A 25,700-nucleotide genomic window follows, 5' to 3' on the forward strand; every position below is an offset into this window, starting at 1 on the left:
AAAGATATGCAGGTTGTGATCATTGGTTCGGGTAATGTGGCTACAGTGCTGGGAAGATTGATGGTAAGTAACGGACATCAGATATTGCAGGTATGGGGCCGGAACGCCCTTCATGCCGCAACACTTGCTGCGGAACTGAATGCAGAAGCAATAACGGATATCAACGCTATTAATACAGAAGCAGATCTTTACCTGCTGGCAGTGACGGACAGCGCGCTGGCAGAGATGGCATCGCAGTTGTGGCTGGGAGATAAGCTGCTGGTACATGCAGCCGGCTCCGTGTCGCTGTCTGTGTTGAAACCGGCTTCCACCCGGTACGGCGTATTATGGCCGATGAAAATGATCCGCAAACAAATGCAAACGCTTACACCCGTTACTATATTTATAGACGGGAATACGGAAGAGGTGATGAAGGAACTGGAAGCACTGGCAGCAGAATTCAGTGATACCGTGAGCCGGGCCAACGATGAAGCGCGGGCAAAAATGCACCTGCTGGCAGCCATTACTTCCAATTTTACCAACCATCTTTATCACCTGGCCAATCATTATTGTGAAGCGGAAAATATTCCCTTTCATCTTTTCCTGCCGCTGATCGAAGATACAGTGAGCCAGCTGCGGGTATCGCATCCGCGGGAAGTGCAGGCGGGTCCAGCTTTCCGTAACGACAGTGCCACACTGGAACGACACCGTAAACTGCTGGCTCAATATCCGGATATACTGAAAATATACGATGCAATGACCGCAAGTATCCGTCGTGAATTCGGATGGGAGCCCCAAAACTGATCAGCCGCAGTGCATATAGCCGCATAATAATTTATTGAGATATATGGCATGCGCTGCTTTATGCCTGTGCAGGATGATACCATGTATCATAATCAGTACCTCCATAAGTACTAATGCCTTATATTTAAAAACTAAAAAAACTTAACTGCATGAGGAAGATCTCACTTCTCGTGGCTGCAGCGTTCCTGCTCTGTGTGTCGCTGCGGGCACAGGATTACAGTAACTATGCCGGCCAGGGTGCAAGGCTGGATGCGTTGGTAAAAGCATATCCCCAGCTTGCCACATTAAAATCGCTTACCAAAACAAATGGTGGTAAAGACATATGGCTGCTCACCATCGGAACCGGTAAAACCGAAGCCAAACCTGCTATTGCCGTGATCGGCGGTGTGGAGGGTAGTCATCTCCTGGGTACGGAAATGGCCATCGGCTTTGCAGAAAACCTGCTGAAAGGCAGCAATACGGACAGTATCCGTAATCTCCTGGCCCGAACTACTTATTATGTGTTCCCGAATATGAGCCCCGATGCAATGGAACAATATTTCGGCAAACTCCGTTATGAACGTAACGGGAATACCACCGAAACGGATGATGACCGCGATGGCCGCTTGAACGAAGACGGTTTCGACGATCTCGACGGCAATGGCAAGATCACGATGATGCGTGTGACATCACCTGTTGGTGATTATAAACTGCATCCCGATGATGCACGTGTGCTGATCAAGGCAGATGCTGCCAAAGGCGAGAAAGGTACTTACCTGCTGCTCACGGAAGGCATCGATAATGATAAGGACGGCAAACAGGATGAAGATGGCGAAGGCGGTATTGCTTTTAACCGTAACCTCACTTACAGGCACAATACATTTGCGCCCGGTGCCGGTGATTTCCCCGCTTCAGAAAAAGAAACCCGTGCACTGCTCGATTTTCTTTTCGATGCATTCAACGTATATGCGGTAGTCAGCTTCGGCAGTAATAACAACCTTTCAGCGGCCATTCCTTATAATCCTGGTGCTGCACAACAACGTATCGTAGCCGGTTATCTTGAACCGGATGCACGCGTGAACGGGGTGATCAGCGATCTCTATAATAAAGTAACCGGCACGAAAGACGCACCTAAGACCAATGCAGGTGGCGGTGATCTTATGTCGTGGGGTTATTTCCATTATGGCCGTTACAGCTACAGTACGCCGGGCTGGTGGGTACCTAAGGCAAAAGCAGATACTGCTAAAAAAGAGAAACCATTCACTGTGGAAGATCCTGCGGCCAATTACCTGCGCTGGGCAGCACAACAGGGAATCACCAATACATTCACTGACTGGAAAACAGTTCAGCATCCCGATTATCCCGGCCAGCAGGTAGAGGTTGGCGGGCTCGATCCTTATGTGCTCATCAACCCGCCATTTAAAATGACCGGCGAGATCGTAAAAAAACATACTGAGTTTCTTGTAAAGCTGGCAGGTAAACAACCTGAGCTTGAAGTGCTGAACCTGAAAACGGAAAAACTGGCCAATGGTCTTGCGCGTGTAAGTTTCAGCCTGGTGAATAAAGGCGGTATGTCTACACATACCAAACTGGGCGAGCGCAGCTATTTCCTTAAAAAGGTAAAGATCGATGTGAAGACCGGCGACAAGCAGGAAGTGGTAGGCGGACGTAAAACAACGCTGCTTCCAGCTCTGGATGCCGGTACGCAGCAGCAGTTCAACTGGGTGATCAAAGGCAGCGGCAAGCTGACCATTGAAGCGGGTTGCCCTACTGCCGGCTACAAAACCATCGAAGTAAATCTTTAGTCATTCTAAAAAAATGTAAGCATGAAACTCAATATAAAAATAGTTCCTGTGATAGCGGCAATGGCACTTGGCATTGGCGGTACACAGGCACAGAACGCGAACCAGGTATTTAAAGCCGCAGGCTCACCGGTAAATCCGAAAGTGACCGTGACCTGGAACCGCTATTATGATCACGCAGGTATTACAGAGATCTGTAAGAAACTGGCAGCAGCGTATCCGAACCTGGTAAAGCTGGAATCGATCGGTAAATCATACGAAGGCCGCGACCTCTGGTGTATGACCATTACTGATTTCAAAAAAGGGGAAGAGAAAAAGAAGCCGGCGATGTATATCGATGGTAATATTCACTCCAATGAAGTACAGGGTGCAGAATTTGCACTCTATACAGCATGGTATTTAGCGGAGTCTTTTGCAGACACGAAATTCATACAGGAACTGCTGGCAGATAAAGTATTCTATATTGTTCCGACCATTAATCCTGATGGCAGGGACAGTTATATCCACAAACCCAATACCGGAAGCTCGCCACGTTCAGGACTGCTGCCGATCGATAATGACGGGGATGGCCTGGTAAATGAGGATCTGTATGATGATCTGGATGGTGACGGACATATTACCATGATGCGTCGTAAAAATCCAAATGGCCGCTGGAAGATCGACCCGAAAGACCCGCGTAATATGATCCAGGTAGGTCCTGATGAAAAGGGCGATTATGAAATACTCGGCAGCGAGGGTATCGATAACGATGGAGATGGTCGTGTAAATGAAGATGGTTATGCATTTGAATACGATCCCAACCGCGACTGGGGCTGGGGCTGGCAGCCGAACTATATCCAGAGTGGTGCGTACAAATACCCGTTCTCGTTACCGGAGAACAGGGCTGTGATGGAGTTTGTGATGAAGCACCCGAATATAGCTGCAGCACAATCTTACCATAATGCCGGAGGCATGATCCTCCGTGGTCCGGGTGGCCAGGAAGATGTGAGTACATACAATGCGCAGGATATTTCAGTGTATGATGCGATCGCTAAAAAAGGGGAGGAGTTGCTGCCAGGGTATAAATACTTGGTTGTATATAAAGATCTCTATTCAGCTTATGGCGGTGAGCTCGACTGGTTCTATGCAGGTCGCGGTATTTATACCTATTCCAACGAATTATGGACGCCATACCTGATGTTCATGAAAGATGCAACCCGTGATCCTTTCGATAACACTACCTACAGTTTTGACCGTTACCTGCTGTTCCAGGATGCATTTGTGCCCTGGAAGGAATATGATCATCCGCAGTATGGCAAGATCGAGATCGGAGGTCTGAAAAAGAATTTTGGCCGTGCACACCCCGGCTTCCTGCTGGAGTCAGATGCGCATCGTAACATGGCGTTCAGCATCTACCACTGCTTCCATACACCGAAGCTGGAAGTGCAGGACATTACTGAAAGAGACCTTGGTGATGGCTTGAAAGAAGTAACTGCTACCGTGTACAATGGCCGTATCATGCCAACACACAGCAGCCAGGATGTGAAGAATAAAATAGAGCGGCCGGATTATATCAGTCTTACAACAAACGGCAAAGTAGTGGCAGGTATGCAGATAGAAAATAAAGACCTGAATCTTTCTACCGAGCAGAAGAACAATCCGCAGACCATTGAAGTAAACAATATCCCGGGACTGGGAGCTGTAACGGTTAAATGGATCGTGCAGGGTGGTAATGGCAAATACACCGTAAATGTAGACAGCCGTAAAGGCGGAACCGCCACGCTGGCGAAATAAAGCAACAACGTTTTTTAATACAGCCGGATCGGAAGAAAATTCCTTTATACAGCAGGGAAGTTTCTCCTGATCCGGCTTTTTTATCTTTTTTTAAACAAAATATTTTCCCTGTAAGTCTTGCTGCTAAAGGGTTTTGTGATAAACAAGGTGTTAAGCGCTTAATTTTTTTTTGCTATTTAATTTCAAAACGTACTTTTGCCGCGGAGAGATGGCAGAGCGGTCGAATGCGGCGGTCTTGAAAACCGTTGACTGTTACAGGTCCGGGGGTTCGAATCCCTCTCTCTCCGCTGAAAGGTTTGAGTAGTAATACTTAAACCTTTTTTTATTTCATATAGCGTCGAGTGCGGTGGTCTTGCCCGCAGGATCCTTCGAAAAACCGTTGACTGTTACAGGTCCGGGGGTTCGAATCCCTCTCTCCGCCGAAAAGTTTGAGCAGTAATACTTAAACCTTTTATTTTCCAGCTTTAGCCTTATATATTAACGGATTATAAAACCCCTATGCATCAGGAATTAACAACAAGGACAAATTTGCAGAACCAAACCCGTGTTTTATTTCAAAAATAGCAGGCAAAAAACCTTATTTTACATACACGCTGTCCCAAGTTAAATCACAAACATGTATCAGCAGTCAATTCAAAACAAGCAGGCTATAACCCACGCTTCTGCAGCTACAGTAACGCAGAATGCTAAGTCGATGCCTGCTGTACCGGCGGTTGAGATCCGAAACCAGGTTGTTCAGAGAGCAAAAGATGTGGTAAAAGGCGAATACACACTGACGATTAACGATGAAGCATTTGAAGCGGAAGCTTTGGAAATATGGGGTTTTATTGTTTCTAAAGACCTGACCGCTGCATTGGCGGACAAAAAAATACACATCATAAAAACACCCGGCAAAGCGGAAAAAGTCTGCCACCACTGGTCTTTCGGCGGGTTAAATGCCGCTTTCAGTTCAAATATAGAAGAGATACATGGCTTGCTCGAAGGATCAGAAGCCCCGCTTCTGATCGATGGCGAAGATATAGGGTTGAAATCCAGGGATTGGAATACTATAGCAAAACCTGACGGACTTGCAGCCCTGGGAACGGTTGCAGATACGCAGATCACCATGTATGATGACACGGCGCACAGTTCAAGACAAAAAGATGGTTTGTGGTATCATAAGTTTATTGACAAGTCTCACATTTTTGCTATTGAAGGATATTCAGGTAACCTGGGCTACGGATCCCAGAAAACCATCACAGTAGGTGCATTGGCTGAATCAGGCCTGGGCGATGCCTCCTGGTTTCAGTACAAAAAAACACCTGAAGCGTAATTACACTAAAATGGCATCAGCGCTGCGGTGTAAAAGTTGGATGGTTAAGAAGTAAGAAACGGTCTCCGCCTCATAAAAAAGACGCCTGTTTCGGCGTCTTTTTTATGAGGATCATTTGATGCAGAATTTCGCGCAACTGCACTGTTCACTTTCTGGGTATTGAAAATATTCCCTAAGTTCCCTTATATCATTTTCTCGGCAGCTTCCATTTCTCGATCAGTTCTTCGTTGAGTCCACCCTCTTTTGCATTCGGCTTTCCTTTTCCTGTGGTGATCAGGTCTTTCAAACTGCCCTGGATATAGCTTGTCCAGGCATCGTGGCAAACAGAATAACATTCATTAGCAGGCGTCAGTCCTTCCTGCGTAAAGCGTAATTCTGTTTTATCGCCCTTGGGTGTAATTTCGAAGACGATCCTGTTGCCGTTCCATTCCGTTTTGTCTTTCGTAAAGCTAAAGTGGTTATTTAATACCTGCCAGACGATCATTTTGCCGGGAATATATTCTATGATCTTCATTTTACTGATATGGACATCCTTATAGTAATAAAGGAATTCTTCGTTCAGCTGATCAGTATTGCCTTCAATACTCTCAGACCACCAGCCGCGCACATTGCTGGCTGCTTTAAAAACGGCTTCAGGCGTTTGATCCACTAAAATAGTTGTGTTGAAATCAGCGCTTGTCATATGATTTGCGATTTTGGTTTTATGAATGGATAGAATACTATTGGCTCGCTTTTGCTATAGCAGCAGGAAGCTGTTCTTTTATATACTGTGTCCAGGCAGGAGCACACGAATCATAACATTCAAATTCCGGCACCAGGCCTATATGCGTGAACACGATCTTCGTTTTACCAGCTTCTTCCGAAATATCAAAGCGGATCTTCGTTCCATTCCATTCCTCCGCCTGCTCTGCAAAACTGAGGTTGGCTTCCGTAACCAGCCATTCCACTTTTTTATCCGGCACCAGTTCTGCAAGTTTTTGTTTGGTATAATGCATGCCTCCGCCTGCCCGAAAACTGAATTCGTCGCCCGGTTTTTCCGAATTGCCTTCGAACGATTCGTCAAACAGGCCAGACCACCATGCCCTGACGTTTAAAATAGTGCGATAGGCCTCTGCTGGTGTCTGCTCTACCCAGATCGTGGTGGTGAAATCCTGATTTTTCATATTGCTGTTTAATTTTTTAAAGCTTTACAGGATAAAGGTATTGTCTGTAAATGGGGCGAAAGGGTGGTCAAATAGACATTATATGGGGTTGATTTGGACATGGTATCCATATAACTTTGTAAAAACACACTTGTGAAACATATTACACTATTATATCCGGAAGGACAGTGCAACCTGAGTACGATCGCCTGTATCGTTGGCACAGTGGAAATATTTTCAAGAGCAGAAGCTTTGTGGCAGCAGCGGGGTAATAAGAAAAAGTATCGGCTTGAGATCGCCTGTATCGTTCCTCACAAAAAATGCGTCAGCCACTTTGTTGCTTTAACGCCCGATATCTGCATAAACAATATTGCTAAAACCGACCTCATCATTATTCCATCGGCTATGCCCGGTGAAGACACTGCTGATTCCAGGGAAATGTTTGACTGGATACATAGCCAGTATAAAGCCGGCGCCGAAATAGCAAGCATGTGTTCAGGTGCATTTATTCTTGCGTCTACCGGTATTATGGATGGCAGAAGCTGTTCCACTCACTGGTCCTTCGAAGACAGGTTCAGGTCGCTGTTCCCTAAAGTGAACCTGCATTCGGGTAAACTGATCACAGATGAAAACGGGATCTATACCAACGGCGGCGCTTATTCTTTTCTGAACCTGGTCATATACCTTATTGAAAAATACTACGACAGGCAAACCGCTATTCTTTGTTCTAAAATATTCCAGATCGAACTCGAACGGAATAGCCAGTCGGCCTTTGCCATATTCACCGGTCAGAAACAACACAACGATGAAATAGTTCAACAGGCGCAGACCTACATAGAGAACAATATTGAAGAAAAAATATCCATAGAGAATCTGTCGTCCAGATTTTCTGTCGGCAGGCGAAACTTCGACAGGAGGTTTATCAAAGCTACCGGCAATACGCCTGTGGAATATGCACAGCGGGTGAAAATCGAGTCTGCAAAAAAAGCTTTGGAAAGCACCCGTAAAACCATCAATGAAGTAATGTATGCAGTTGGTTATTCCGATGTAAAAGCTTTCAGGGAAGTGTTTAAAAAAATAACCGGTCTGTCTCCGCTGGAGTACAAGAATAAATATAACAGGGAAGCTTCTGTTTTACAGTGATACAGATATATTCATTCAATTGTAAACATGAAGTGTGTAAAAAAGATAACCAGCAGCACAGTTATCAGAACCTTCAAGTCCCCGAGAGTCATAGACCCTAACAAGCTGCCGGAAGTTTCATGTTCGCATGTTTACTAAGAAACAATGCTGATGAAACGCAAATTGCTGATTATTAGTCTTTTTGCCTGGCGTTTTTTTATAGAACTACGTGATCCCCCTTTTTGTAATCCATTGTTTCGGTATAGGCTTAAATGTTTTGCGAACAGCACTATGAGATATTGATAGTTTTTTTTATTTTAAACAGCCCTCTGATTTCGGTTGAGATGAGTTGAATCGTTTATAAATAATAATACTGACAATGGACTACAAAAATTGGATGTATAATCTTTATGCGGGACAAAGAAACAATACATTGATCCAGAATATCTGCTTCCCGGCCACACATGATTCCGGTACCTGCAAATTAAGAGACAAAGCTACCACCGACACGGATGCCCAGATGGTCACTCTTTTGGATACAATAAATAGTATTTCGACAAAACTCTCCGCTATTCCGGGACTAATCGGAATAATAGGTGAAGCCGAAAAATGGGTGTGTGATAAAATATTCGATAGTATTCTCGGCGTTTCCCAAACTACTACCAGAACAATTGGCGAGCAATTACGCGATGGGATCCGGTGCCTTGACCTTCGCATTAAATACAGTCATGAAAATCATACTGGCAAACACAGGTTTTTTACCTATCATGGAATGGTTGGTAGTAATATGGAAGATGTGCTGGGAGATATCAAAACTTTTTTGGAAAAGACAAGCGGAGAAATTGTTGTTGTAAATGTGGGGCACTTCCAGCATTTTTTGGAGCATAGCTACACTGAGTTTATCAATCTTTTATCCACGTACCTGGAGGAATATGCATTTTTGTGCTGTACGGCTTATGATTCCAATAGCAATACCTATCAGGTCCAGAACGACTATTTCACACAAACCTATGAGCAGATCGTCACACAACGAACAGGGAAAATACAGTCTACAGTAATCATAACATTCGGTAATACCTATAACATAGAACAAAGCCCAACCGGTTATTTCCTTTGGCCGAACCAGTACTGCTCCCCCTCGTCCAGCAGCAGTTCCGGCCCTGTAACAGGCTCTTACAGCGACTCCGATGATTTCAATACAATGTTGCAGGGCCAGGTTACCAACTGGCAGCAGGCAGATGGTATTCCTTTTGCGTTGTACATGACACTGACTTTTACAGATGACGATATAACTAATATTATTACCAATGCAGCTTTGCCAGCTATTTCTGATCTGCTGCCTATTGTTCTGGTCGCATTGCCGCCGGGCATTAATGTTGCTGCATATATAGGCTTAAAAGAGTATATCTCATACCTCCTCTCAACAACCACGGAGCCGCCATGGACAACAATAAACCAAATGTCTGCACCGATACAAAGTCAGTTATACGGATTAGTTGCCCAGAGCTTTGTACAACAAGGTGCAACAACAAATACCATAGCATACATATATGTTGATTTTTATGAGAATACCAACCTCGTAGATCTTTGTATAGCGCTTAATACCAGTAATAATTTTCAGGTACAATACCTGACCATGTTTGGTATGGATAGCAATACATTCATAACACAACAGCTATTTCCTGGCGGTATCATGGGAAACCAGGTTTTTAGTCAGGGTTGGGAGAATAATTACTGCGCCCTGTCCCCCTACCAGGTTGGCGGAACTAATTACTTATATGGATTTTCTCCCGACTCGAGCCCTGCCAATTTCTGGTTTATACAGGAATTGTTGTCAGATGGAACGCTCGGTCCGGCGCAGACTGCGCAGGGGAATTTTGAAAACACTTATCTGACACAAACTACCTATTCTGTACAGGGTAATACGTTCTTGTTTGGGATGAACCATGAGGATAATTATCAGTTTACCCAACAACTGCTGGCAGATGGTACAATGGCATCGGAACAGGCACAGGGAGATCAGTGGGAAAATGGTCCGTATGCAGTTATTGCAACTTATACCATACCGAATGGACCTACCTATATGTTCGGCCATAATATTAATACGCAATATTGGTTTATACAGGAACTGAACAGCGATGGTACAATGGGTACAGAGACGCAAAACGGCACATTCGAAGATGGCCCTTATACTTCTGCGGTTGCTTTCCTCATCGGCAATACAAACTACCTTTTCGGATTTAATGCGTACACTAATTATTGGTTTGTTCAGCAACTTACCAGTTCAGGAACCCTGGGAACACAAACCGATACAGGAAACTGGGAAAATTCCTATAACTGGTTTGCCGTTTATGAGGCACTTGGGCGTGTTTTTCTTTTTGGATTTTGCGACGGCCACAACTATTGGTTTATACAGGAAATCCTGCCCGACGGCACTTTTGCAAAATCGCAATCATCCGGAGGCTACTGGAATAATCCCTATCAATTGTTCGGTGTTTACAGTCCTGTTGCAAATCAGAACAACGCACAATGAGAATCACAACTGCGTTCAGTGGGGCAGCCTTAGGTTCGCAATTAATGTTGACTTTTAAACAGCCTGATCGTATAATCAAGCAATTGCTTATCTCCATAATCCCCATGCCCGGGAATAACAATGCTCACATTGGGGTATGCTTTTTTTACTTTTTCTACTGTGCCTGACCACGCAGCAATATTGGCATCGCCCAGGTAACCTTTGTTGGCATTGAGTTCTTTTATCAGGCAGCCGCCAAACAGGATCTGTTCATCGGGAAAATAACCTACCACATTATCCTTCGTATGGCCTTCACCGAAAAAACGGGCAACAATATCTTTCTTTCCAACCTTAAGCCGTAAGGAATCCGAGAAACTGTTTTCTGGAATGGCATAGTTATTCTCTTTTGCAAATGCCATAGTTTTGAAATAAGCATAAGAGGGAATATTATTTTTATGGAATGCGTTCAGTCCGCCCAGGCAATCGTCGTGGAAATGCGTTGGGATAACTGCATTTGTCTTGCAGTGAAGCGAGTCTTTAATCCAGCTGATAAGTGCTTCGGAACCTTTGTCATCGGTGGGCGTATCGAAGACAATTGTCTCATTGCCGTTTCTTACCACAAGCCCGTTGCAGGGAACATTTCCGAAATCATTGGTCTGCAGGAATGAAGTATGTTCAAAAGCATTTGCGGAGATCTGCGTAATGACCAGAATCTCAGATTTATAAACCACTTTTGATTTAAAGACATTATTTTTTTGTGCGCTGACATTTACGCATAATGCAAAAAGCAGGCTGATTGTCAGGGATTTTATGATGGATTTCATTCGCCCGGGTTTTCTTTGAGTAACCACAATTTCGTATTTTTTTGATCGTATGCAACGCAGAATTGTGATGTAATGTCATCGGCCAGCTATATTATTAAAATATGACGCTAGAACAGGTCTTTAATGACAAATCCGTAAAAGCAAAAGGGAAGGTCTCCATGATCGGGGAATGGCTGCTGAATGGCGAGTTGCCGGCAGAAGAACTGATGGCATGTGCCGAAAAGCAAAAAGCATCCGACAAGGCAACCTGCATTGAAGCAATGGAATATGCTACCAGGAAAGATGCGTCGGTCGCTGATGAAGCCCTGCTTTCCTATGTTACCCTGGCCCTGAGATCCGAAGAGCCCCGCATCAAGTGGGAGAGCGCAAAAGTAATCGGAAACATCGCGAAGCATTTTCCAGATCAGCTTCATGAAACGATCCCCGGACTTTTAAACAATGCCTCAAACCCCGGAACCGTTGTCCGCTGGGCAACTGCATATGCATTGGCCGAGATCATCAAACTGAAAAAAAAGTACAATGAAAAACTGTTGCCTCAAATTGAACAACTTGCAGAGAAAGAAGAAGATGGCGGGGTGAAGAAAAAATACACCGATGCGCTCAAAAAAATAAAATAGACCTCGCTTGCACCCCAATCTTCAGCGTTGGTGTGAAAGTCTGCTAAGTGTTTCCCGAGATACGCCCAGGTAATGTGCAATCATCGTTTTGGAAACCCTTTGAAACAAAGCCGGGTATTGCTCCAGTAACAGCTCATATTTTTCACTGGCAGAATTTCTCATCAATGATAATACCCTTTTCTGCAGCGCTACAAAACCATTGAAAGCCTTGGTGCCGTGGAACTGCTGCATTTTTGGAACCAACCCGCAGATCCTGTTTTTGTTTTCGAGACTCAGTTCCAGCACCACGCAATCTTCCAGCGCCTGAACGCATAAGTCACCTTTGCCCTGTATTTTATAGGCAGGATAATCTGAAATCCACCAATTCTCCATAGCAAACTGAACAATGAATTCTTTGCCAGACTCATCGGACATAAATGCTTTCAGTAAACCTTTCAGCACAAAGAATTCGGAATGAACGGTTTGTCCTTCCCTGATCAGGTATTCTTTTTTATTGATCGTTCTGTAAGAAAAAAAAGGTAAGATCAGGTTGAATTCCTCATCACTTAATGCAACGATCTCCCCGATATGTTTCCTTAAAAAAGAAGCGTACTCCATTCAGTAAAAATACAAATTGGAATACGCTTTGCAACCCTTTACGCCGGAATACTATTTACGTAAGGCATCCCTTATAGCTTCACCTACATTTTTGGCAGATTGCGGATTCTGACCGGTGATCAATCGTCCGTCTACCGTTACATGAGATTGCCAGGGTTGTGATTTTTCATAGATGCCGCCCAGTTCTTTGAGTTTATTCTCCAGCAAGAACGGAACAACAGTTGTCAGTTTTACAATTTCTTCCTCTTCATTGCTGAAACCATTTACTTTTTTTCCGCTGACCAGCAATGCTCCATTGTTCAGTCTTATATTGATTAAACCTGCCGGTCCGTGACAGACTGCTGCCACTATTCCGTTGTTTTCATAAATGGCAGCTGCGATCCCGGCTATTGCCGTGTCGTTGGGCAGGTCCCACATGGCGCCATGTCCTCCTGCGTAAAAAATAGCTTTATAATCACCTGAATTTACTTCAGAAGGTTTCATCGAATGAGAGATCTTGTTCTGATAATAAGCGTCTTCCCAGAATTTTTTGTTGATGCTGTCGTTCAGGTCAAGGCCGTCTACAGGTGGTGTTCCGCCTTCAGGGCTTACAAAATCTATTTCATAACCTGCTTCTGTAAGCACATCCCATGGATGAGACACTTCGCCTAAATAATAGCCGGTTTTTTCACCGGTGCTGCCTTTGGTATCGTGACTGGTTACTACGAATAATATCTTTTGTTTCATGGTAATTGAGATTTTTGCTTGTTCAGGTGATGTGTTTTTGTTCCCGTTACAGGCAAGGAATGCCGGCAAAAGGAATAATATTCCGATCCGTTTGGAAATATTACTGATGGTCATATGCAGACTGTTTCGTTCATGAATGTATGTGTAAGGTGAGCAGAATATTCCTGCTGGTATTGTGCAATTCTTTCGGGTGTGGCATTTTTCTCCATATCGTGGAAATGAAAGCCCTGGATCATTTCCAGTGAAGCGAACGCATTCATCCGGTGAAACCCAAACAGGATGCCGTTGTCGACTGACGTTTCATTGAAAAATTCCCCGGGCAGTGTAAAGGCTGTTGCAGGCGCGTTCCAGGTGGTGTTTACCATGTATTTCTTGCCATGCATTAATCCGCCGGTGCCGTAATTGATCGCGGGGTTGTGGTGAGACCTGCCATCGCTGTGATAAATGCCGTTTTTATGGCCGGCAGTAAATACTTCGTCTATATACTTTTTCAAACGGTTCGGAACCTGGAACCACCAGATAGGCGTATTGTAAATAATGAGGTCTGCCCATTTGAAATGTGCTATTTCCTCTTCGGGTATAAAATCATCATTAACATTGGTTACTCTTACTTCAAAACCGTTTTGACTGAAATGATCCCGGGTCCATTCGGTGAGCGTTTTATTGAAAGCGCCACCCGAATGTGCAAACTGTTGTCCGCCGTTTATGATAAATACTTTGTGCATTGCGTCTGTTTTAACGACACAAAATTCTGTAATATCAGCGGAACCGACCTGTGAGCTATGTCACAAGTTTTTGATCCGGGCAACCCCTTATTGCCGGTTTTTGGAATAGATTATGGAACCGTTTTCAAATTGATCCGCCTCGCCGGATTTGAAATGGAACCTAAACGTTCTGCTCATTGCTCCGAAATCAACGGAATAAGTTTTTGTAGCACCGGATTCCTGTTCAAGTTTCATTCTGCCGGTAAGTTCTTTCCATTTTACCAGGATTTCGCCACCCTTGCTAACGATTTCTATGGGTGGCCAGCCATCTTTTGCAGAATAGTATCCGGTTAATTTTTCCGAACTGCTGTCGGCGGAAATGGAGCGCTCAATAAAAACAGTGTTTGTGATATTCTGTAACCCTTTTTCGAACAATGCCGTTTCTTCTTTAAGAAGCGCAGCAGTATTGTCTTTTGATAACAGTAAATTATAAGCCAGGTTTGCTGCTACATAAATAAATGAACCGGCTTCATTGGTATTGGCATAAGCGATGACGCCGATTTTTTTGTCGGGGATAAAAGAGAAATTAAATGTCACGGCAGAGAATCCACCGTTGCGTGTCAGGATGTTTTCGTTGTTGTAAGTTGCAAGATCCCAGCCGAGACTGTATCCGTAACGCTGGTAAGTAAAATAGCGCCTGTCCTGCCGGGCCTGCAATGCCTGAACATCGGTGATCTGCTCCGGAGTTAACAGTTGCGGTCCGGTGTTATTTCGTTTGTTTATATTGAAGGCCATCCACTTCGACAGATCATCAAGCGTTGACATGATGCCGCCTGCGGCATGCATGGTGCTGTTTTGTTTCTGAAACGAAGCGCTGATGAATTTTCCGTTCTGAAAGAAGATCTGTGTCGGGGCAATATCTGTCACTTTATATTTACTGATGTCGGCACTGGTATTTATCATCTGCAAAGGCCTGAACAGCTTCTCCTGCATTAAGGTTTTCCAGTCTCCTGCTACTTTGCCGATGATCAGGCCCGCCATGATCGGTCCGATATTCGAGTATTCAAATTTCCGGCTTGGGTCGAATTTGCTGTAGTTGTTTAAAATATGGATCAGGTCATCGTCATTGCCGGTGTGCCCGAGGTATGCAGTCAGATAGGTAAGTACGTTGTTTGAAATGCCGTGTGTGTGGCTGAGGAGGTCCCGCGTGGTAATGCTGTCAGGATTGATCTTGCCGTTAAAGTGAAGCCCGGGTAAATACCTGCTGATGGGAGCGCTGAGATCGATCCTTTTCTCGGATTCGAGAATTTTGAGCAATGTGCCTGTCATTGCTTTGGTATGGGATGCGATATAGATCGGTGTACTGCTGCTGATCTTGCTATGCAGGGTGGATGAGTCACCTTTTATCGAAAAGGAATAAACAAGCCCGTTCCCATTAACAATACCAATAATGAAATCCGCATGCAGGTTATGTTTGCGGTAAAGGTCAGAAACAGTCCTTTCGAATTCATGTTTGAATTTCTCTGAAGGCTGTTTTACGGATTGCCCGATGCCTGTATAAAACAACCATAACAGTGGAATAAGGATCGATTTTTTCATATTGAACATTTAAACAGCCCAAAACTAATTCGCATAAAAGCAAACGGGTTGAACAAATGAAACCTTTAACTGAAGGTCTCCCGGAATTGCAGTGGCGTCTGTTTTGTCTGCTCTTTGAACAGGCGCTGGAGGTGACTCTGGTCACTGAACCCGTTCAACAGTGCTGTATCCATCACAGTATTGCCGTTTATGACCGATGCAGCAGAATGATGCAGTCGCAGCGCCTTCAGGTAAGATTTGATATTCTGGCCATAATAGCGGCGGAAAGCCCTTGCCAGGTAAACCCTGTGCACTTTGTACCGCGCTGCCAGCATGGTTACATTCACCGGTTCTGTAAAATGATGATCGATATATTCTTTGGCATCAGCAAGCCAGAACGGAATAGCGTCTTCACGGTTAACCTGGTGGGAGCCAATATAACCCAGCATGACTGCTAGTTTTTCCCTGGCCTGCTGCTCTGTTTTGCTTTTGAGCAGGTCAGACAGCAACGGAAGGCAATTCAGACCCTGTCTCCATTTCCATTCTTCCAGTACCCCTTTTTTATCAAGTCTTGTATCATGATTTTTATGGAGGTAAAGGCAGAGTATCGTGCAATCTTCCGTAAAAAGGTTTTCATGTACAACGCCGGCGGGTTTGATGATCGTAACAGCTCCTTTGCCGATTTCGGAACGGCCATCGACCTTCTCATGCATAATGCCATTGAGCACAATGCTGATGGCCGTTTCTTTATGACTATGCGGAGTATAGCCATGTCCCTTGTGGTATACAACCCGGGATAAAGAAAACAGGTCATTGTCTGCAAGGATATGATCAGAATACATACCTGAAATTAAAGAATGTAATGACTTAATGTTTTTTTTCGGGAGGAATGGATGCAAGAATGATCAATGCGGTAATTGGCTGATCAGGCTGCCGATAATTGATGCGGTAGAATCTCTGCTATAAGTATGGAGGGACTGGCCTGCCCACAGGTTAATGAACTCAGCGTTTTTCTGCTGTTTCGCAACATCTCGCAAAGCACGGGTCAGTTTGTTCTGGTAGGGGTAAGGCAGGGTCATTCCGGAATTTTCTGCCAGCTGAACATAATGGTTCGCAATGCCGCGTGCATATCTTCCGGTATAACTACTGATCAGCATGATCTCGTTTTCCGTGGCCTTAAGAAGCCGTTGCTTTTCAAATTCCTCAAGAGCGCTTTCCTGTGCACAGAGAAATATGCTGCCCAGCTGAAACCCGGCTGCGCCGAGTGCTTTGGCAGCGTGCATGGTAGCGCCGTTGTAAAGCCCGCCGGCATAGATCAGCGGTGTTTTTACGGCATCCCTTACTGTAGCCAGCAGCGACAAACCTCCGATCTCAGGTATATTCCTCTCCGTAAAGCTTCCGCGATGTCCGCCGGCTTCAATCCCCTGAACGCAAATGATGTCAATACCCGAAGCTTCCAGCTGCAAAGCTTCTGTAACCGAAGTGCAGGTGCCGATCAATACTACCTGTTTCGATTTCAGAAAGCGGATGCTTTCCGGATCTAAATTCCCGAAGGTAAAACTCAATATTTTGACGCCGTATTCAACAATTGCATCAAGCTGATCTTTGTAATCCGTCAATTGTATCGTATCAAATTCAGGGAGACTCACATTAATACCGTTTTCCTTTGCCAGTTGTTCCAGAAATGCTTTTGTGCGCTGGTAACGGTCTTTCAGCTCAGCTGTTATTGCAGGTAAAGTATGCAGAAAGATATTGGCAGCAAAAGGTCTGGAGGTGAGTTGCCTTGTTTTTCTGATCAGTTCTGCGCATTGGTTATAAGTAAGGTCTGCCAGGGCCAGCGAGCCTAATGCGCCCGTATTTGAAGCGGTTGCCGTCATTTCCGGTGTGGAAACGCCAAACATCGGTGCCTGGATAACCGGATATTCTATTGAAAGGCGATGAGTAAGATCTGCCGATATATTACGCATTGCAGGTTCTGTTTAAGGTGTGAGCAATCATGCGCTGGTATGCAAATCTAACCAATCTGCGCAGCTTTGAAAGCGAAGAAAAAATAAAATCATCTAAATTATACCAGTTGGTATAATTTGCTATATATTTGTTCCGATGCATAACGAACCAACTTCCAAAGCCGAACGTACCAGACAATTTATCATTGAAAAAACCGCAGCTGTTTTCAATGAGAAAGGCTATGCAGGTACATCCCTTAACGACCTGACCAGGGCAACGGGCCTGACTAAGGGCAGTATTTATGGGAATTTCGAGAATAAGGACGAAGTAGCTTTAGCCGCATTCGATTATAATTTCAACAGGGTGACAGCCTATATCAAGGCACGTATACTGGCTGCGGACCATTCAATCGAACGTTTGCTGGTATATCCGGCGGTGTACAGGAACTGCCTGAAAATTCCTTTTCTGCAGACAGGCTGCCCCATTTTAAATACGGCAACCGAAGCCGACGATACACATCCGCTCTTAAAGGAAAAAGCCGCCAATGCACTTTCCTTCTGGAAAAAATCCGTTGAGAACCAGGTTAAACGAGGTATGGAAAGAGGCGAGATAAAGGCAGATACAAATCCGGCTCAAATTGCAGCTGTGCTGATGTCTCTCGTGGAAGGTGCGTTCATGCAGGCGAAGGTGACCGGAAGAAATACTGAACTCAGGATAGCTATGGACTTCCTCGAAAAAATGATACTCGATCTGAAAGTGTAATTTTTTTTACATAAAAAAATACCGAATGGTATTTTTTGAAACATTTTGTACCATGATAAAAGAGAATATGAAAATTTTTAAGAAAGTGCTTGAAAGCAAAATGAAAATCCGGTTTCACGATTGTGATCCCTTTAATCATCTTAACAATTCGCGCTATATCGATTACATGGTCACCGCAAGGGGTGATCAGTTGCTTGATCACTACGGGCTGGATATTTACCGGCTTGCCCGTACCAAAGGGATCGGCTGGGTATCGGCTCAAACGCAGATCTCTTACCTCGTTCCGGCTTTCCTGATGGAGGAAGTTACGATACAGACACAGTTGCTCTATTACTCTGAAAAAAGCCTGCTTTTCGAAGCATCGATGTGGGAACAGGATAAGAGCGTATTAAAATCAGTGATGTGGACTAAACTTGTTCATTTTCAGCTTGCCACCCAGAAAAGCCATTTGCACGGTATAGAACTGATGCAGCTGTTTGCCGAAGTTGTTAACCCACTGCCCGAACCTGTCGATTTCGAAACACGTGTTAAACATCTGAAACAACCGAAATGAAAACGCTCATTTTAATCATTGCATGTTGCTCTGCAACTTTATGTCAAGCGCAGACTTTTACTCTTAAATCAAAAGAACTTGGCGGACAGGCTGCCATCAGGCAGGTATTCAATGCATCCGGATGTAACGGAGAGAATATTTCGCCCCAGTTGTATTGGGAAAATCCGCCTTCCGGTACCAGAAGTTTTGCCGTTACCATTCATGATGAAAATGCTCCCACCGGTAGCGGCTGGTGGCATTGGGTCATTTTCGATATCGACAGATCTGTATCCGAACTGAGATCTGGTGCCGGTACTGTTGAAAAACAGCTTGCGCCTCCCAATAGCATACAATCCAGGACAGACTTCGGAGTGCCAGGCTACGGCGGCCCCTGTCCGCCACCTGGTAGCGGCATTCATAAATACACCATTACCATTTATGCACTGGATATTGCGAAGCTTGGCCTGGATCAGAACGCAGCTGCGGCACTGGTGGGTTTCAACTTGTCTGCACACGTAATAGAAAAAGCATCGCTTGTTTTTTATTTCAGGCGATAGCCGGCGAAACGATTTGTATCCATTCTAAAAATCAGCTCACATGAAAAAGATCGGGCTCGTAGGTGGTATCAGCTGGGCTTCATCCGTTGATTATTACCGTTACATTAATGAAGTGACCAACAAAAGATTAGGCGGACTGAACTTCGCAGAATGCCTTCTTTATTCTGTCAATTTTGAATATTTCAGAAAATACAATGCAGCATATGACTGGGACAGCAGCTTTGAATTACTGTCGGCCGCAGCACTGCAGCTCAGGAATGCAGGGGCAGAACTCATCATACTTGGCGCCAATACCGCGCATATTGTTGCCGAAAGGGTAGCAGCAGTTGTTGACCTGCCATTGATCGATATCAGGATAGCGACTGCCAATGCTATCATGAAACGCGGGATCCGCAAAGTGGCTTTGCTGGGTACGACGTATACGATGGAACTCGATTTTTACAGGAACAAGCTGGCAGAATATGGTATTGAATCCCTCATCCCGGAAAAGCAGACTGACCGTGACTTTATAGAACAAACCCTTGTTGATGAACTGGGCAGGGGGATCATCAAAGCAGAAACGAAAGCCGCATATATCCGGATTGCCAATGAATTGATCAGGCAAGGTGCGGAAGGCATCATATTGGGGTGCACGGAAATTCCACTGCTTTTATCACAGGCTGACTTTACTGTTCCCGTTTTCAATACTACAGAGATCCACGCAACAGCTGCTGTTGAATTTGCATTATCGAATTAATAAAAATACCACAATGAATCTTGCCAAACTACTGCGAAGAAAACCACTTGAATCTTATAACAACGATATTAAAACGAGCGAGCTCAGGCGAACCCTGGGTAAATGGGAACTGACAGCGATCGGTGTCGGCGCTGTAATAGGTGGTGGAATTTTTGTATTAACCGGCGTGGCTGCCAATCAATATGCCGGGCCGGCGCTCGCCTTATCGTTTGTACTGGCAGGGCTGGGGTGTTTATTCGCGGCATTCTGTTATGCCGAATTTGCAAGTATACTGCCCGTTTCCGGTTCTGCCTATGCATATTCTTACGGAACCATGGGCGAGTTCTTTGCCTGGTTCATTGGCTGGAACCTGATCCTCGAATATATGATGGGTGCCACTACGGTAGCAGTAAGCTGGTCCAGGTATTTTGTAAAACTGCTGCATTTATCCGGCATCCATCATGTACCGGCATGGCTGGTGAACGATCCCGTTACGGCAAAGGAAGAAGCACTCAGGGCAGGTGTGGAGGTGCCGGCATTCTCTGTTAACCTTCCGGCTGCGCTGATTGTATGGGTGGTTACTTATATCCTTGTAAAAGGAATCAGAGAATCGGCAAAGACCAACAATATCATCGTTTCCTTAAAAGTGGCTGCCGTACTTTTTGTTGTGATCGTGGGCGTTCTGTATATCAATCCCGCCAACTGGCAACCATTCATACCCGAGCGGGTAATTGATGCATCCGGCACAGGCCATTACGGGCTTTCCGGTGTACTGACCGCAGCGGGTATTGTATTTTTTGCTTTTATTGGTTTTGATGCCGTATCAACACAATCGCAGGAAGCGGTAAACCCGGTAAAGGATATCCCTTTTGCGATCATCACTTCACTCGTTGTTTGCACAGGCTTGTACATTCTTGTTTCTCTGACACTTACCGGCATGGCAAACTATAAGGACCTGGACCTCGGTGCTCCTGTGGCTTCGGCTTTCAGTTCGGTTGGTCTGAACTGGGCTTCGCTGCTGGTTACAATAGCTGCAGTGATCGGTCTGATATCGGTAATGCTGGTAATGCTTCTTTCGCAAACCCGCATTTTTCTGAATATGGCGCAGGATGGACTGCTTCCGCGAAAATTATTTGCAGCTGTACACCCGCGCTTTAAAACTCCCTGGAAAAGTACCATTCTGCTCGGCGCGGTTGCTTCATTCGTAGCGGCAGTTACACCTATTGAAAAAGCAACTAAAATGACCAGTATCGGTACCTTGTTTGCTTTTGCAATGATTTGTGCAGCGGTACTGGTACTCAGGAAAAAGCAACCTGACCTGCACAGACCTTATAAAGTGAAATATCTTCCTCTGGTAGCAGGATTGGGACTGGGGTTCAATATGCTCCTGATGTTCAGCCTTGATAAGTCGACCTGGCTGCGTTTACTGGTCTGGAGTATCGCCGGTATTGCCGTGTATTTTCTTTACAGTGCAAAAAACAGTAACCTGAACCGCGTTGAAAAAAACAATCAGTCACAGGATAATTATGGGTTATGAATTTCAGATTTGAAAAGGATATTGTCCTGGAGAATGATGTTATATGTTTAATGCCGGTTGCGAAACAGGATACAGAGAACCTGTCGGCTGCGGCAGCTTCCGACCGCAGGCTCCTGCAGTATTCGCCGAAACAGGTTTATACCCAAGAGATGTTAACTGCATACGTTGATGCGGCGATCATGCTGAGGGAGGCGGAAATAAGGTATTCTTTCAGCATATTCAGCAAAACGCAGGGCCGTTATGCCGGCAGTACCGCATTCCTTAATATTTCCAATGCAGATGACCGGCTGGAAATCGGTGCCACATGGTTAGGCAAGGAATTTCAGGGAACAGGAATGAACCGGCAATGTAAATACCTGATGCTGGAATTCGCATTCGATCAGTTGCATGCAAACCGAGTGGAGTTCAAAACTGATGAAAGAAATATACAGTCGCGCAAAGCGATTGAAAAGCTCGGCGCCAAATATGAAGGCACACTTCGCGAACACATGCTGGTGCAGGATGGTTTCAGAAGAAATACTTTTTGCTACAGCATACTGAAACACGAATGGGCCGGCATCGAGACCATGCTTTTGAATGATATTTAAAACTTCGATCATGAAATCTGACAGGATCTTTATTATAGGTGCCGGTGCTATCGGGAAAACACTGGCAGCTTTTCTGAAAGCGCAGGGAAATGAAGTGATACTGCTCAGGGGCCAGGCTGATGAAATCAACGACTCGATGGTTACCATCAAAGTGCTGCTTAATGATAAAGACGCTGTAAAGACGGAAGTATTGGTAAGTGCTGTCAGTAATTTTACAAACCTGGATGGTATTGTTGTGATTGCCAGCAAATCATATGGCAATGAGCTGATCGCAGAAAGATTGAAAAAAAGGATCGGTAATGCACCCGTTGTAATTCTGCAGAATGGTTTAAATGTGGAGTTGCCGTTTGTTCATCATGGTTTTGAACGGATTTACAGGTGCATTCTTTTTGCTACAGCACAACAGGTATCTGCTGATGCCATCAGGTTTAAGCCTGTTGCGGCATCGCCGGTTGGGGTGGTGCGTGGCAGCAGTGAAGAATTGTCCGGCATCATTGATCAATTCAGTAACCCTTATTTCACATTCAGGGCAGAGCAGGATATTCAACGCGTTATCTGGACAAAAACAATCGCTAACTGTGTTTTTAACTCGGTTTGCCCGTTGCTGGAAACGGACAATGGTATTTTTTACCGCGATGAGCAAGCCAGGTCTGTTGCAAAAAGAGTAATAGCTGAATGTATTTCAGTTGCTGAAACGCAAGGGGTATTCCTGGATGCAGCTGACGTGTTTGATCGCCTTTTGCAGATCAGTAAATCCTCGGAAGGGCAACTGATCTCAACCTACCAGGATATATTGAACGGGCGTAAAACGGAAATTGAAACCCTGAATATGGCTGTGGCTGAGATTGCCGATAACGCCCGCCAGGAAACAATGGTGCCAACAACACGCTTGCTGGGTGAATTGATAAGGATCAAGTCAGGTATTGCAATGCGCGCATCTTTGTAATGATGATTTGTTACAAAATGTTTATCCTGAAAATTGTATAAGGCGAAGTACGTTTGTTTACCCCTTCATTGTATTCCGGCTGTTTATTGATCTGTGAGCAACTGATATATAAGTAACCATCTTCCGAAATTGAATAACTGTCTGGCCAGATCAGGCGTTCATCACTGATTACTTCTTTCATCCGCATGTCTGGTGTAATTCTTACGATGCGGTTATGCTGCAGGTCGCCAAGGTAAAGATTGCCGAATTTATCTAAGATCATTCCGTCGGTTGTTGTGAATCTGCCCAGGTCTTCCACTTTCGCACCGAGTGCTGTTCCCGTCAATGAAGCATCACGCAGGAATTCAGTGCGGATCCGGTATAGCTTATCATCTGTAAGTGGTTTGTAATAAAGCCATTCCCTGTCCGGAGATAGTGCAATTCCATCTGAATGTATTTTTACCGGTTGCCCGTTTTTCCTGAGCTCTTTGCCATCTATGATAAAAGTAAATGAAGGATCAGAAAGTACGGAATAATGCCCTTGTAATACCTGGCGTACATTGCCGGTGTTCAGATCCACGATCACAATGCCGCCTTCCTGCGAATTGGTCATATATGCGATCCCTCTTTCCTCGTCTACACGTACATCATTGATGTAGCTCCCAGGTCCTGCGGCTGTGTTTACAGGATACACCCTTTCAACTGTATTGTTGGTGAGGTCAATTTTGACCAGCTTGTTGCTGTTGTTGTACACGCCCTGCATTTTTGGAGAAGCAGGATCCACTACCCATAGTTTGTTGTTCTTCCCTGCTACCACTGCCTGAACGCAGACCCATTTGGACAAGCCATCCTGCCCTGGATTCCAGGAATTCATTTCTGTATTCGGATAAGCTGTTTCAGTTGTTTTGCCGTTGATCTCGGTAACAGCGTACCTGTATACATCGCTCCACAACGGATAGTTTGTAAAAACGCGGTTGGTATTGGTAATGGCAACACCTGTAAGCTGATAAGTGTCATTGGAATAAACAAGATCCAGCTGCGGTTTGTTATCGCTCATTTTTGAGCAGGCCACGGCGGACAGCATAATGACACTGCAGAATAATCCACGGATTTTCATAACAGAAATTTTCAATGATAGACTAATGCATTCTGTACATGAAATAGAGGTGACCTATTTTCCTCCACCGCGACCGGTATTGTGACGATCAGAACTATTGCTCTGGCTTCCGGGTTTACGTGTGCGCTCTTTATCAGCTTCGTGTTCCAGTCCACGTATTTTGGTTTCAGCTTTAACCGCAGAAGTATCTGACTGGCTTTTCTTGTCCGTATTGCTTTTTTTTGAGTTCATGGCGCATTTTTTTAAGGAGATCAGAAAAAAGTATTCCTGCTCTTTGCGGTGGAACGTTTTCCCCGTATAGCATCACCAGTTTATTTATCTAAAAAACATGATAATGAAGCCGATAATTCCTGTTAATGACCATGGAAAGCAAAATGACTTGACTTTCGAGAGAAGTTTCCCTGATGAACCAGCTGCTGCTGCATGTTTCAGAAAAATAGAATTCTTATTAAGAACGCCTGCTGAATGGCACCGGCTTGCCGGTGCGGCCAGTGCAGAGTTCCTGCTGATGAACAGCGATGGTGTGCCCCAAAACCGCGCTGCGGAAAAAGGCGATTTATTCCGGATCGATCTTCCCGGGCCCGGTCCGGCTGCAGGCGAGGGTTACGACTGGGTTTGTGTGCAGGAGATGGAATGGCGGCAGGAACCGGTACTGTTTGCATTAACACTCTCGCCTTGCAGTGCGCCGGGTGCTGATGATAAGGATACTGCACATTTCTTTGGCTCCGAGGCTTCATCCACATTTGTTGTTCATCTGGAAGGCAATACTGTATCATTATCCTATCACGGACGCAATGAAACGCCCAATACTGACACTGAAAAGATCGGCGACAAAATCCGTAACGGTATTACAGGTGTTTTTGCCATGGCCGGATTGTCTGAACTGCAATGGTCTGCCTTATTAAAGGGTCTGCTGAATGAATCGTGTAATGACGCTGAAGCACATAAAGACTCATAGGTTTGAAATCAGGCAGGCTTTACAACTGTTGCCAATTATAATTTAAAAACCTGATGGTAATAAAAAGGAGCTTTCGTTTGAAGCTCCTTTTTATTGCTGCTCAGGCATTATCGTAAGCCGCCTGTATATCGCTGATAATGATTTTTTTCATCTTCATCATGGCCTGCATTACTGCTGCCGATTTTTTCGGGTCCGGATCGCTCATGAGGCGGGGAAGTATTTCCGGTGCCACCTGCCATGAAACACCGTATTTGTCTTTAAGCCAGCTGCATGGTCCTTCTTCGCCACTGTCTGCAATGAGAGCATTCCAGTAATGATCCACCTCTTCCTGGGTTTCCGGTTCAATTGCAAATGAGATGGTTTCCTTATAGGTAGCTTCCTGGCCCCAGTTCAGGGCGGTCATGGTCATTCCGAGGATCTCGAAGCTGGCAGTAAGCACAGCGCCGGCCATCGGTGTGTTTTGCGGATATCTGGTAACGGACAGGAGTTTGCCGTTAAATACGGATACATAAAAGTTGGCTGCTGCTTCAGCTTCGTTATTGAACAGCAGGAACGGAGTGATCTTTGCGCGCATGGTTTTATTGATTTAGTT

Annotated in this window: 27 protein-coding genes and 1 tRNA gene; 16 read left to right on the top strand and 12 right to left on the bottom strand. The window is 45.0% G+C overall.

The window, feature by feature from the left end; translation table 11 throughout:
• The first annotated feature begins 6 nt into the window (after positions 1–6).
• The 5 genes from B5D42_RS04935 to B5D42_RS04955 all read left to right on the top strand — a co-directional run bounded on the left by B5D42_RS04935 (position 7) and on the right by B5D42_RS04955 (position 5,649).
• Complete coding sequence (locus B5D42_RS04935) at positions 7–783, top strand: Rossmann-like and DUF2520 domain-containing protein (protein WP_078830332.1); 777 nt, start codon at positions 7–9, stop codon at positions 781–783.
• A 149-nt stretch (positions 784–932) separates the two neighbouring features.
• Positions 933–2,567: a M14 family metallopeptidase gene (locus tag B5D42_RS04940; protein ID WP_078830333.1), complete on the top strand. Its 1,635-nt coding sequence runs from the start codon at positions 933–935 to the stop codon at positions 2,565–2,567.
• A gap of 21 nt (positions 2,568–2,588) precedes the next feature.
• Positions 2,589–4,337: a M14 family metallopeptidase gene (locus tag B5D42_RS04945; protein ID WP_078830334.1), complete on the top strand. Its 1,749-nt coding sequence runs from the start codon at positions 2,589–2,591 to the stop codon at positions 4,335–4,337.
• A gap of 202 nt (positions 4,338–4,539) precedes the next feature.
• Positions 4,540–4,624 (top strand) — tRNA-Ser (locus B5D42_RS04950).
• A 329-nt stretch (positions 4,625–4,953) separates the two neighbouring features.
• A complete protein-coding gene (locus B5D42_RS04955) occupies positions 4,954–5,649 on the top strand; it encodes a hypothetical protein (RefSeq protein WP_139366988.1) in 696 nt (231 codons plus the stop codon).
• 187 nt (positions 5,650–5,836) lie between these two features.
• Here the strand turns inward: B5D42_RS04955 and B5D42_RS04960 are convergent, their stop codons facing one another.
• Together B5D42_RS04960 and B5D42_RS04965 are read right to left on the bottom strand one after the other, a co-directional pair.
• The gene (locus B5D42_RS04960) at positions 5,837–6,331 is read right to left on the bottom strand and encodes an SRPBCC family protein (RefSeq protein ID WP_078830336.1); all 495 of its coding nucleotides are present in this window, start codon (positions 6,329–6,331) and stop codon (positions 5,837–5,839) included.
• A 37-nt stretch (positions 6,332–6,368) separates the two neighbouring features.
• Positions 6,369–6,812: an SRPBCC family protein gene (locus tag B5D42_RS04965; RefSeq protein WP_078830337.1), complete on the bottom strand. Its 444-nt coding sequence runs from the start codon at positions 6,810–6,812 to the stop codon at positions 6,369–6,371.
• Between the two features lie 132 nt (positions 6,813–6,944).
• Between B5D42_RS04965 and B5D42_RS04970 the strand changes: the two genes are divergently transcribed.
• The gene (locus tag B5D42_RS04970) at positions 6,945–7,934 is read left to right on the top strand and encodes a GlxA family transcriptional regulator (protein WP_078830338.1); all 990 of its coding nucleotides are present in this window, start codon (positions 6,945–6,947) and stop codon (positions 7,932–7,934) included.
• A gap of 358 nt (positions 7,935–8,292) precedes the next feature.
• On the top strand, positions 8,293–10,446 hold the full coding sequence (locus B5D42_RS04975; RefSeq protein WP_139366989.1) for a PI-PLC domain-containing protein: 2,154 nt from the start codon (positions 8,293–8,295) through the stop codon (positions 10,444–10,446).
• Positions 10,447–10,487: 41 nt separating this feature from the next.
• Here B5D42_RS04975 and bla read toward each other — a convergent pair whose 3' ends face one another.
• Complete coding sequence (gene bla, locus B5D42_RS04980; protein ID WP_078830340.1) at positions 10,488–11,249, bottom strand: subclass B1 metallo-beta-lactamase; 762 nt, start codon at positions 11,247–11,249, stop codon at positions 10,488–10,490.
• A gap of 101 nt (positions 11,250–11,350) precedes the next feature.
• Between bla and B5D42_RS04985 the strand changes: the two genes are divergently transcribed.
• Positions 11,351–11,866 (top strand): HEAT repeat domain-containing protein, encoded by a 516-nt coding sequence (locus B5D42_RS04985; RefSeq protein WP_078830341.1) that lies wholly within the window; start codon positions 11,351–11,353, stop codon positions 11,864–11,866.
• A gap of 21 nt (positions 11,867–11,887) precedes the next feature.
• Here B5D42_RS04985 and B5D42_RS04990 read toward each other — a convergent pair whose 3' ends face one another.
• From B5D42_RS04990 to B5D42_RS05015, 6 genes are all read right to left on the bottom strand, one after another.
• Positions 11,888–12,463 carry a Crp/Fnr family transcriptional regulator gene (locus B5D42_RS04990; RefSeq protein WP_078830342.1) on the bottom strand — a complete coding sequence of 192 codons (576 nt, stop codon included), beginning with the start codon at positions 12,461–12,463 and terminating at the stop codon, positions 11,888–11,890.
• Positions 12,464–12,514: 51 nt separating this feature from the next.
• Complete coding sequence (locus B5D42_RS04995; RefSeq protein ID WP_078830502.1) at positions 12,515–13,189, bottom strand: type 1 glutamine amidotransferase domain-containing protein; 675 nt, start codon at positions 13,187–13,189, stop codon at positions 12,515–12,517.
• A gap of 110 nt (positions 13,190–13,299) precedes the next feature.
• Positions 13,300–13,914 carry an NAD(P)H-dependent oxidoreductase gene (locus B5D42_RS05000; protein ID WP_078830343.1) on the bottom strand — a complete coding sequence of 205 codons (615 nt, stop codon included), beginning with the start codon at positions 13,912–13,914 and terminating at the stop codon, positions 13,300–13,302.
• Between the two features lie 87 nt (positions 13,915–14,001).
• A complete protein-coding gene (locus B5D42_RS05005) occupies positions 14,002–15,492 on the bottom strand; it encodes a serine hydrolase domain-containing protein (RefSeq protein ID WP_176112904.1) in 1,491 nt (496 codons plus the stop codon).
• Between the two features lie 65 nt (positions 15,493–15,557).
• The gene (locus B5D42_RS05010; protein ID WP_078830345.1) at positions 15,558–16,313 is read right to left on the bottom strand and encodes an AraC family transcriptional regulator; all 756 of its coding nucleotides are present in this window, start codon (positions 16,311–16,313) and stop codon (positions 15,558–15,560) included.
• A gap of 63 nt (positions 16,314–16,376) precedes the next feature.
• Positions 16,377–17,438 carry an NAD(P)H-dependent flavin oxidoreductase gene (locus B5D42_RS05015; protein ID WP_078830346.1) on the bottom strand — a complete coding sequence of 354 codons (1,062 nt, stop codon included), beginning with the start codon at positions 17,436–17,438 and terminating at the stop codon, positions 16,377–16,379.
• 136 nt (positions 17,439–17,574) lie between these two features.
• Here B5D42_RS05015 and B5D42_RS05020 point away from each other — a divergent pair, with 136 nt between their 5' ends.
• The 7 genes from B5D42_RS05020 to B5D42_RS05050 all read left to right on the top strand — a co-directional run bounded on the left by B5D42_RS05020 (position 17,575) and on the right by B5D42_RS05050 (position 23,054).
• The gene (locus B5D42_RS05020; protein ID WP_078830347.1) at positions 17,575–18,180 is read left to right on the top strand and encodes a TetR/AcrR family transcriptional regulator; all 606 of its coding nucleotides are present in this window, start codon (positions 17,575–17,577) and stop codon (positions 18,178–18,180) included.
• Positions 18,181–18,247: 67 nt separating this feature from the next.
• Positions 18,248–18,733, top strand: coding sequence for an acyl-CoA thioesterase (locus B5D42_RS05025; protein WP_078830503.1), 486 nt, complete (start codon positions 18,248–18,250; stop codon positions 18,731–18,733).
• Complete coding sequence (locus B5D42_RS05030) at positions 18,730–19,269, top strand: YbhB/YbcL family Raf kinase inhibitor-like protein (protein WP_078830348.1); 540 nt, start codon at positions 18,730–18,732, stop codon at positions 19,267–19,269. Before B5D42_RS05025 ends, B5D42_RS05030 begins: the two co-directional genes overlap by 4 nt.
• A gap of 40 nt (positions 19,270–19,309) precedes the next feature.
• Positions 19,310–20,005: an aspartate/glutamate racemase family protein gene (locus B5D42_RS05035; RefSeq protein ID WP_078830349.1), complete on the top strand. Its 696-nt coding sequence runs from the start codon at positions 19,310–19,312 to the stop codon at positions 20,003–20,005.
• 13 nt (positions 20,006–20,018) lie between these two features.
• Complete coding sequence (locus tag B5D42_RS05040) at positions 20,019–21,521, top strand: APC family permease (protein ID WP_078830350.1); 1,503 nt, start codon at positions 20,019–20,021, stop codon at positions 21,519–21,521.
• Positions 21,518–22,108 (top strand): GNAT family N-acetyltransferase, encoded by a 591-nt coding sequence (locus B5D42_RS05045; RefSeq protein ID WP_078830351.1) that lies wholly within the window; start codon positions 21,518–21,520, stop codon positions 22,106–22,108. The genes B5D42_RS05040 and B5D42_RS05045 overlap by 4 nt, the downstream gene beginning before the upstream one ends.
• Before the next feature lie 10 nt (positions 22,109–22,118).
• Positions 22,119–23,054 (top strand): ketopantoate reductase family protein, encoded by a 936-nt coding sequence (locus tag B5D42_RS05050; protein ID WP_176112905.1) that lies wholly within the window; start codon positions 22,119–22,121, stop codon positions 23,052–23,054.
• A 10-nt stretch (positions 23,055–23,064) separates the two neighbouring features.
• Here the strand turns inward: B5D42_RS05050 and B5D42_RS05055 are convergent, their stop codons facing one another.
• Both B5D42_RS05055 and B5D42_RS17835 read right to left on the bottom strand, forming a co-directional pair.
• Positions 23,065–24,150 carry an SMP-30/gluconolactonase/LRE family protein gene (locus B5D42_RS05055; RefSeq protein WP_245825556.1) on the bottom strand — a complete coding sequence of 362 codons (1,086 nt, stop codon included), beginning with the start codon at positions 24,148–24,150 and terminating at the stop codon, positions 23,065–23,067.
• A gap of 54 nt (positions 24,151–24,204) precedes the next feature.
• Positions 24,205–24,381: a hypothetical protein gene (locus tag B5D42_RS17835; protein WP_176112906.1), complete on the bottom strand. Its 177-nt coding sequence runs from the start codon at positions 24,379–24,381 to the stop codon at positions 24,205–24,207.
• Between the two features lie 103 nt (positions 24,382–24,484).
• Between B5D42_RS17835 and B5D42_RS05060 the strand changes: the two genes are divergently transcribed.
• Positions 24,485–25,108 (top strand): hypothetical protein, encoded by a 624-nt coding sequence (locus tag B5D42_RS05060; protein WP_078830354.1) that lies wholly within the window; start codon positions 24,485–24,487, stop codon positions 25,106–25,108.
• A gap of 100 nt (positions 25,109–25,208) precedes the next feature.
• Here B5D42_RS05060 and B5D42_RS05065 read toward each other — a convergent pair whose 3' ends face one another.
• Positions 25,209–25,682: a VOC family protein gene (locus B5D42_RS05065; protein ID WP_078830355.1), complete on the bottom strand. Its 474-nt coding sequence runs from the start codon at positions 25,680–25,682 to the stop codon at positions 25,209–25,211.
• Between the last annotated feature and the right edge of the window lie 18 nt (positions 25,683–25,700).

The sequence above is a fragment of the Sediminibacterium ginsengisoli genome (assembly GCF_900167075.1).
Lineage (GTDB): Bacteria > Bacteroidota > Bacteroidia > Chitinophagales > Chitinophagaceae > Sediminibacterium > Sediminibacterium ginsengisoli.

Bases quoted from the DNA above. Each gene is read 5' to 3' on its own strand.
- B5D42_RS04935 (WP_078830332.1), top strand. From the start codon at position 7: ATGCAGGTTGTGATCATTGGTTCGGGTAATGTGGCTACAGTGCTGGGA.
- B5D42_RS04940 (WP_078830333.1), top strand. From the start codon at position 933: ATGAGGAAGATCTCACTTCTCGTGGCTGCAGCGTTCCTGCTCTGTGTG.
- B5D42_RS04945 (WP_078830334.1), top strand. From the start codon at position 2,589: ATGAAACTCAATATAAAAATAGTTCCTGTGATAGCGGCAATGGCACTT.
- B5D42_RS04955 (WP_139366988.1), top strand. From the start codon at position 4,954: ATGTATCAGCAGTCAATTCAAAACAAGCAGGCTATAACCCACGCTTCT.
- B5D42_RS04960 (WP_078830336.1), bottom strand. From the start codon at position 6,331: ATGACAAGCGCTGATTTCAACACAACTATTTTAGTGGATCAAACGCCT.
- B5D42_RS04965 (WP_078830337.1), bottom strand. From the start codon at position 6,812: ATGAAAAATCAGGATTTCACCACCACGATCTGGGTAGAGCAGACACCA.
- B5D42_RS04975 (WP_139366989.1), top strand. From the start codon at position 8,293: ATGGACTACAAAAATTGGATGTATAATCTTTATGCGGGACAAAGAAAC.
- bla (WP_078830340.1), bottom strand. From the start codon at position 11,249: ATGAAATCCATCATAAAATCCCTGACAATCAGCCTGCTTTTTGCATTA.
- B5D42_RS04985 (WP_078830341.1), top strand. From the start codon at position 11,351: ATGACGCTAGAACAGGTCTTTAATGACAAATCCGTAAAAGCAAAAGGG.
- B5D42_RS04990 (WP_078830342.1), bottom strand. From the start codon at position 12,463: ATGGAGTACGCTTCTTTTTTAAGGAAACATATCGGGGAGATCGTTGCA.
- B5D42_RS04995 (WP_078830502.1), bottom strand. From the start codon at position 13,189: ATGAAACAAAAGATATTATTCGTAGTAACCAGTCACGATACCAAAGGC.
- B5D42_RS05000 (WP_078830343.1), bottom strand. From the start codon at position 13,914: ATGCACAAAGTATTTATCATAAACGGCGGACAACAGTTTGCACATTCG.
- B5D42_RS05005 (WP_176112904.1), bottom strand. From the start codon at position 15,492: ATGAAAAAATCGATCCTTATTCCACTGTTATGGTTGTTTTATACAGGC.
- B5D42_RS05010 (WP_078830345.1), bottom strand. From the start codon at position 16,313: ATGTATTCTGATCATATCCTTGCAGACAATGACCTGTTTTCTTTATCC.
- B5D42_RS05015 (WP_078830346.1), bottom strand. From the start codon at position 17,438: ATGCGTAATATATCGGCAGATCTTACTCATCGCCTTTCAATAGAATAT.
- B5D42_RS05020 (WP_078830347.1), top strand. From the start codon at position 17,575: ATGCATAACGAACCAACTTCCAAAGCCGAACGTACCAGACAATTTATC.
- B5D42_RS05025 (WP_078830503.1), top strand. From the start codon at position 18,248: ATGAAAATTTTTAAGAAAGTGCTTGAAAGCAAAATGAAAATCCGGTTT.
- B5D42_RS05030 (WP_078830348.1), top strand. From the start codon at position 18,730: ATGAAAACGCTCATTTTAATCATTGCATGTTGCTCTGCAACTTTATGT.
- B5D42_RS05035 (WP_078830349.1), top strand. From the start codon at position 19,310: ATGAAAAAGATCGGGCTCGTAGGTGGTATCAGCTGGGCTTCATCCGTT.
- B5D42_RS05040 (WP_078830350.1), top strand. From the start codon at position 20,019: ATGAATCTTGCCAAACTACTGCGAAGAAAACCACTTGAATCTTATAAC.
- B5D42_RS05045 (WP_078830351.1), top strand. From the start codon at position 21,518: ATGAATTTCAGATTTGAAAAGGATATTGTCCTGGAGAATGATGTTATA.
- B5D42_RS05050 (WP_176112905.1), top strand. From the start codon at position 22,119: ATGAAATCTGACAGGATCTTTATTATAGGTGCCGGTGCTATCGGGAAA.
- B5D42_RS05055 (WP_245825556.1), bottom strand. From the start codon at position 24,150: ATGAAAATCCGTGGATTATTCTGCAGTGTCATTATGCTGTCCGCCGTG.
- B5D42_RS17835 (WP_176112906.1), bottom strand. From the start codon at position 24,381: ATGAACTCAAAAAAAAGCAATACGGACAAGAAAAGCCAGTCAGATACT.
- B5D42_RS05060 (WP_078830354.1), top strand. From the start codon at position 24,485: ATGAAGCCGATAATTCCTGTTAATGACCATGGAAAGCAAAATGACTTG.
- B5D42_RS05065 (WP_078830355.1), bottom strand. From the start codon at position 25,682: ATGCGCGCAAAGATCACTCCGTTCCTGCTGTTCAATAACGAAGCTGAA.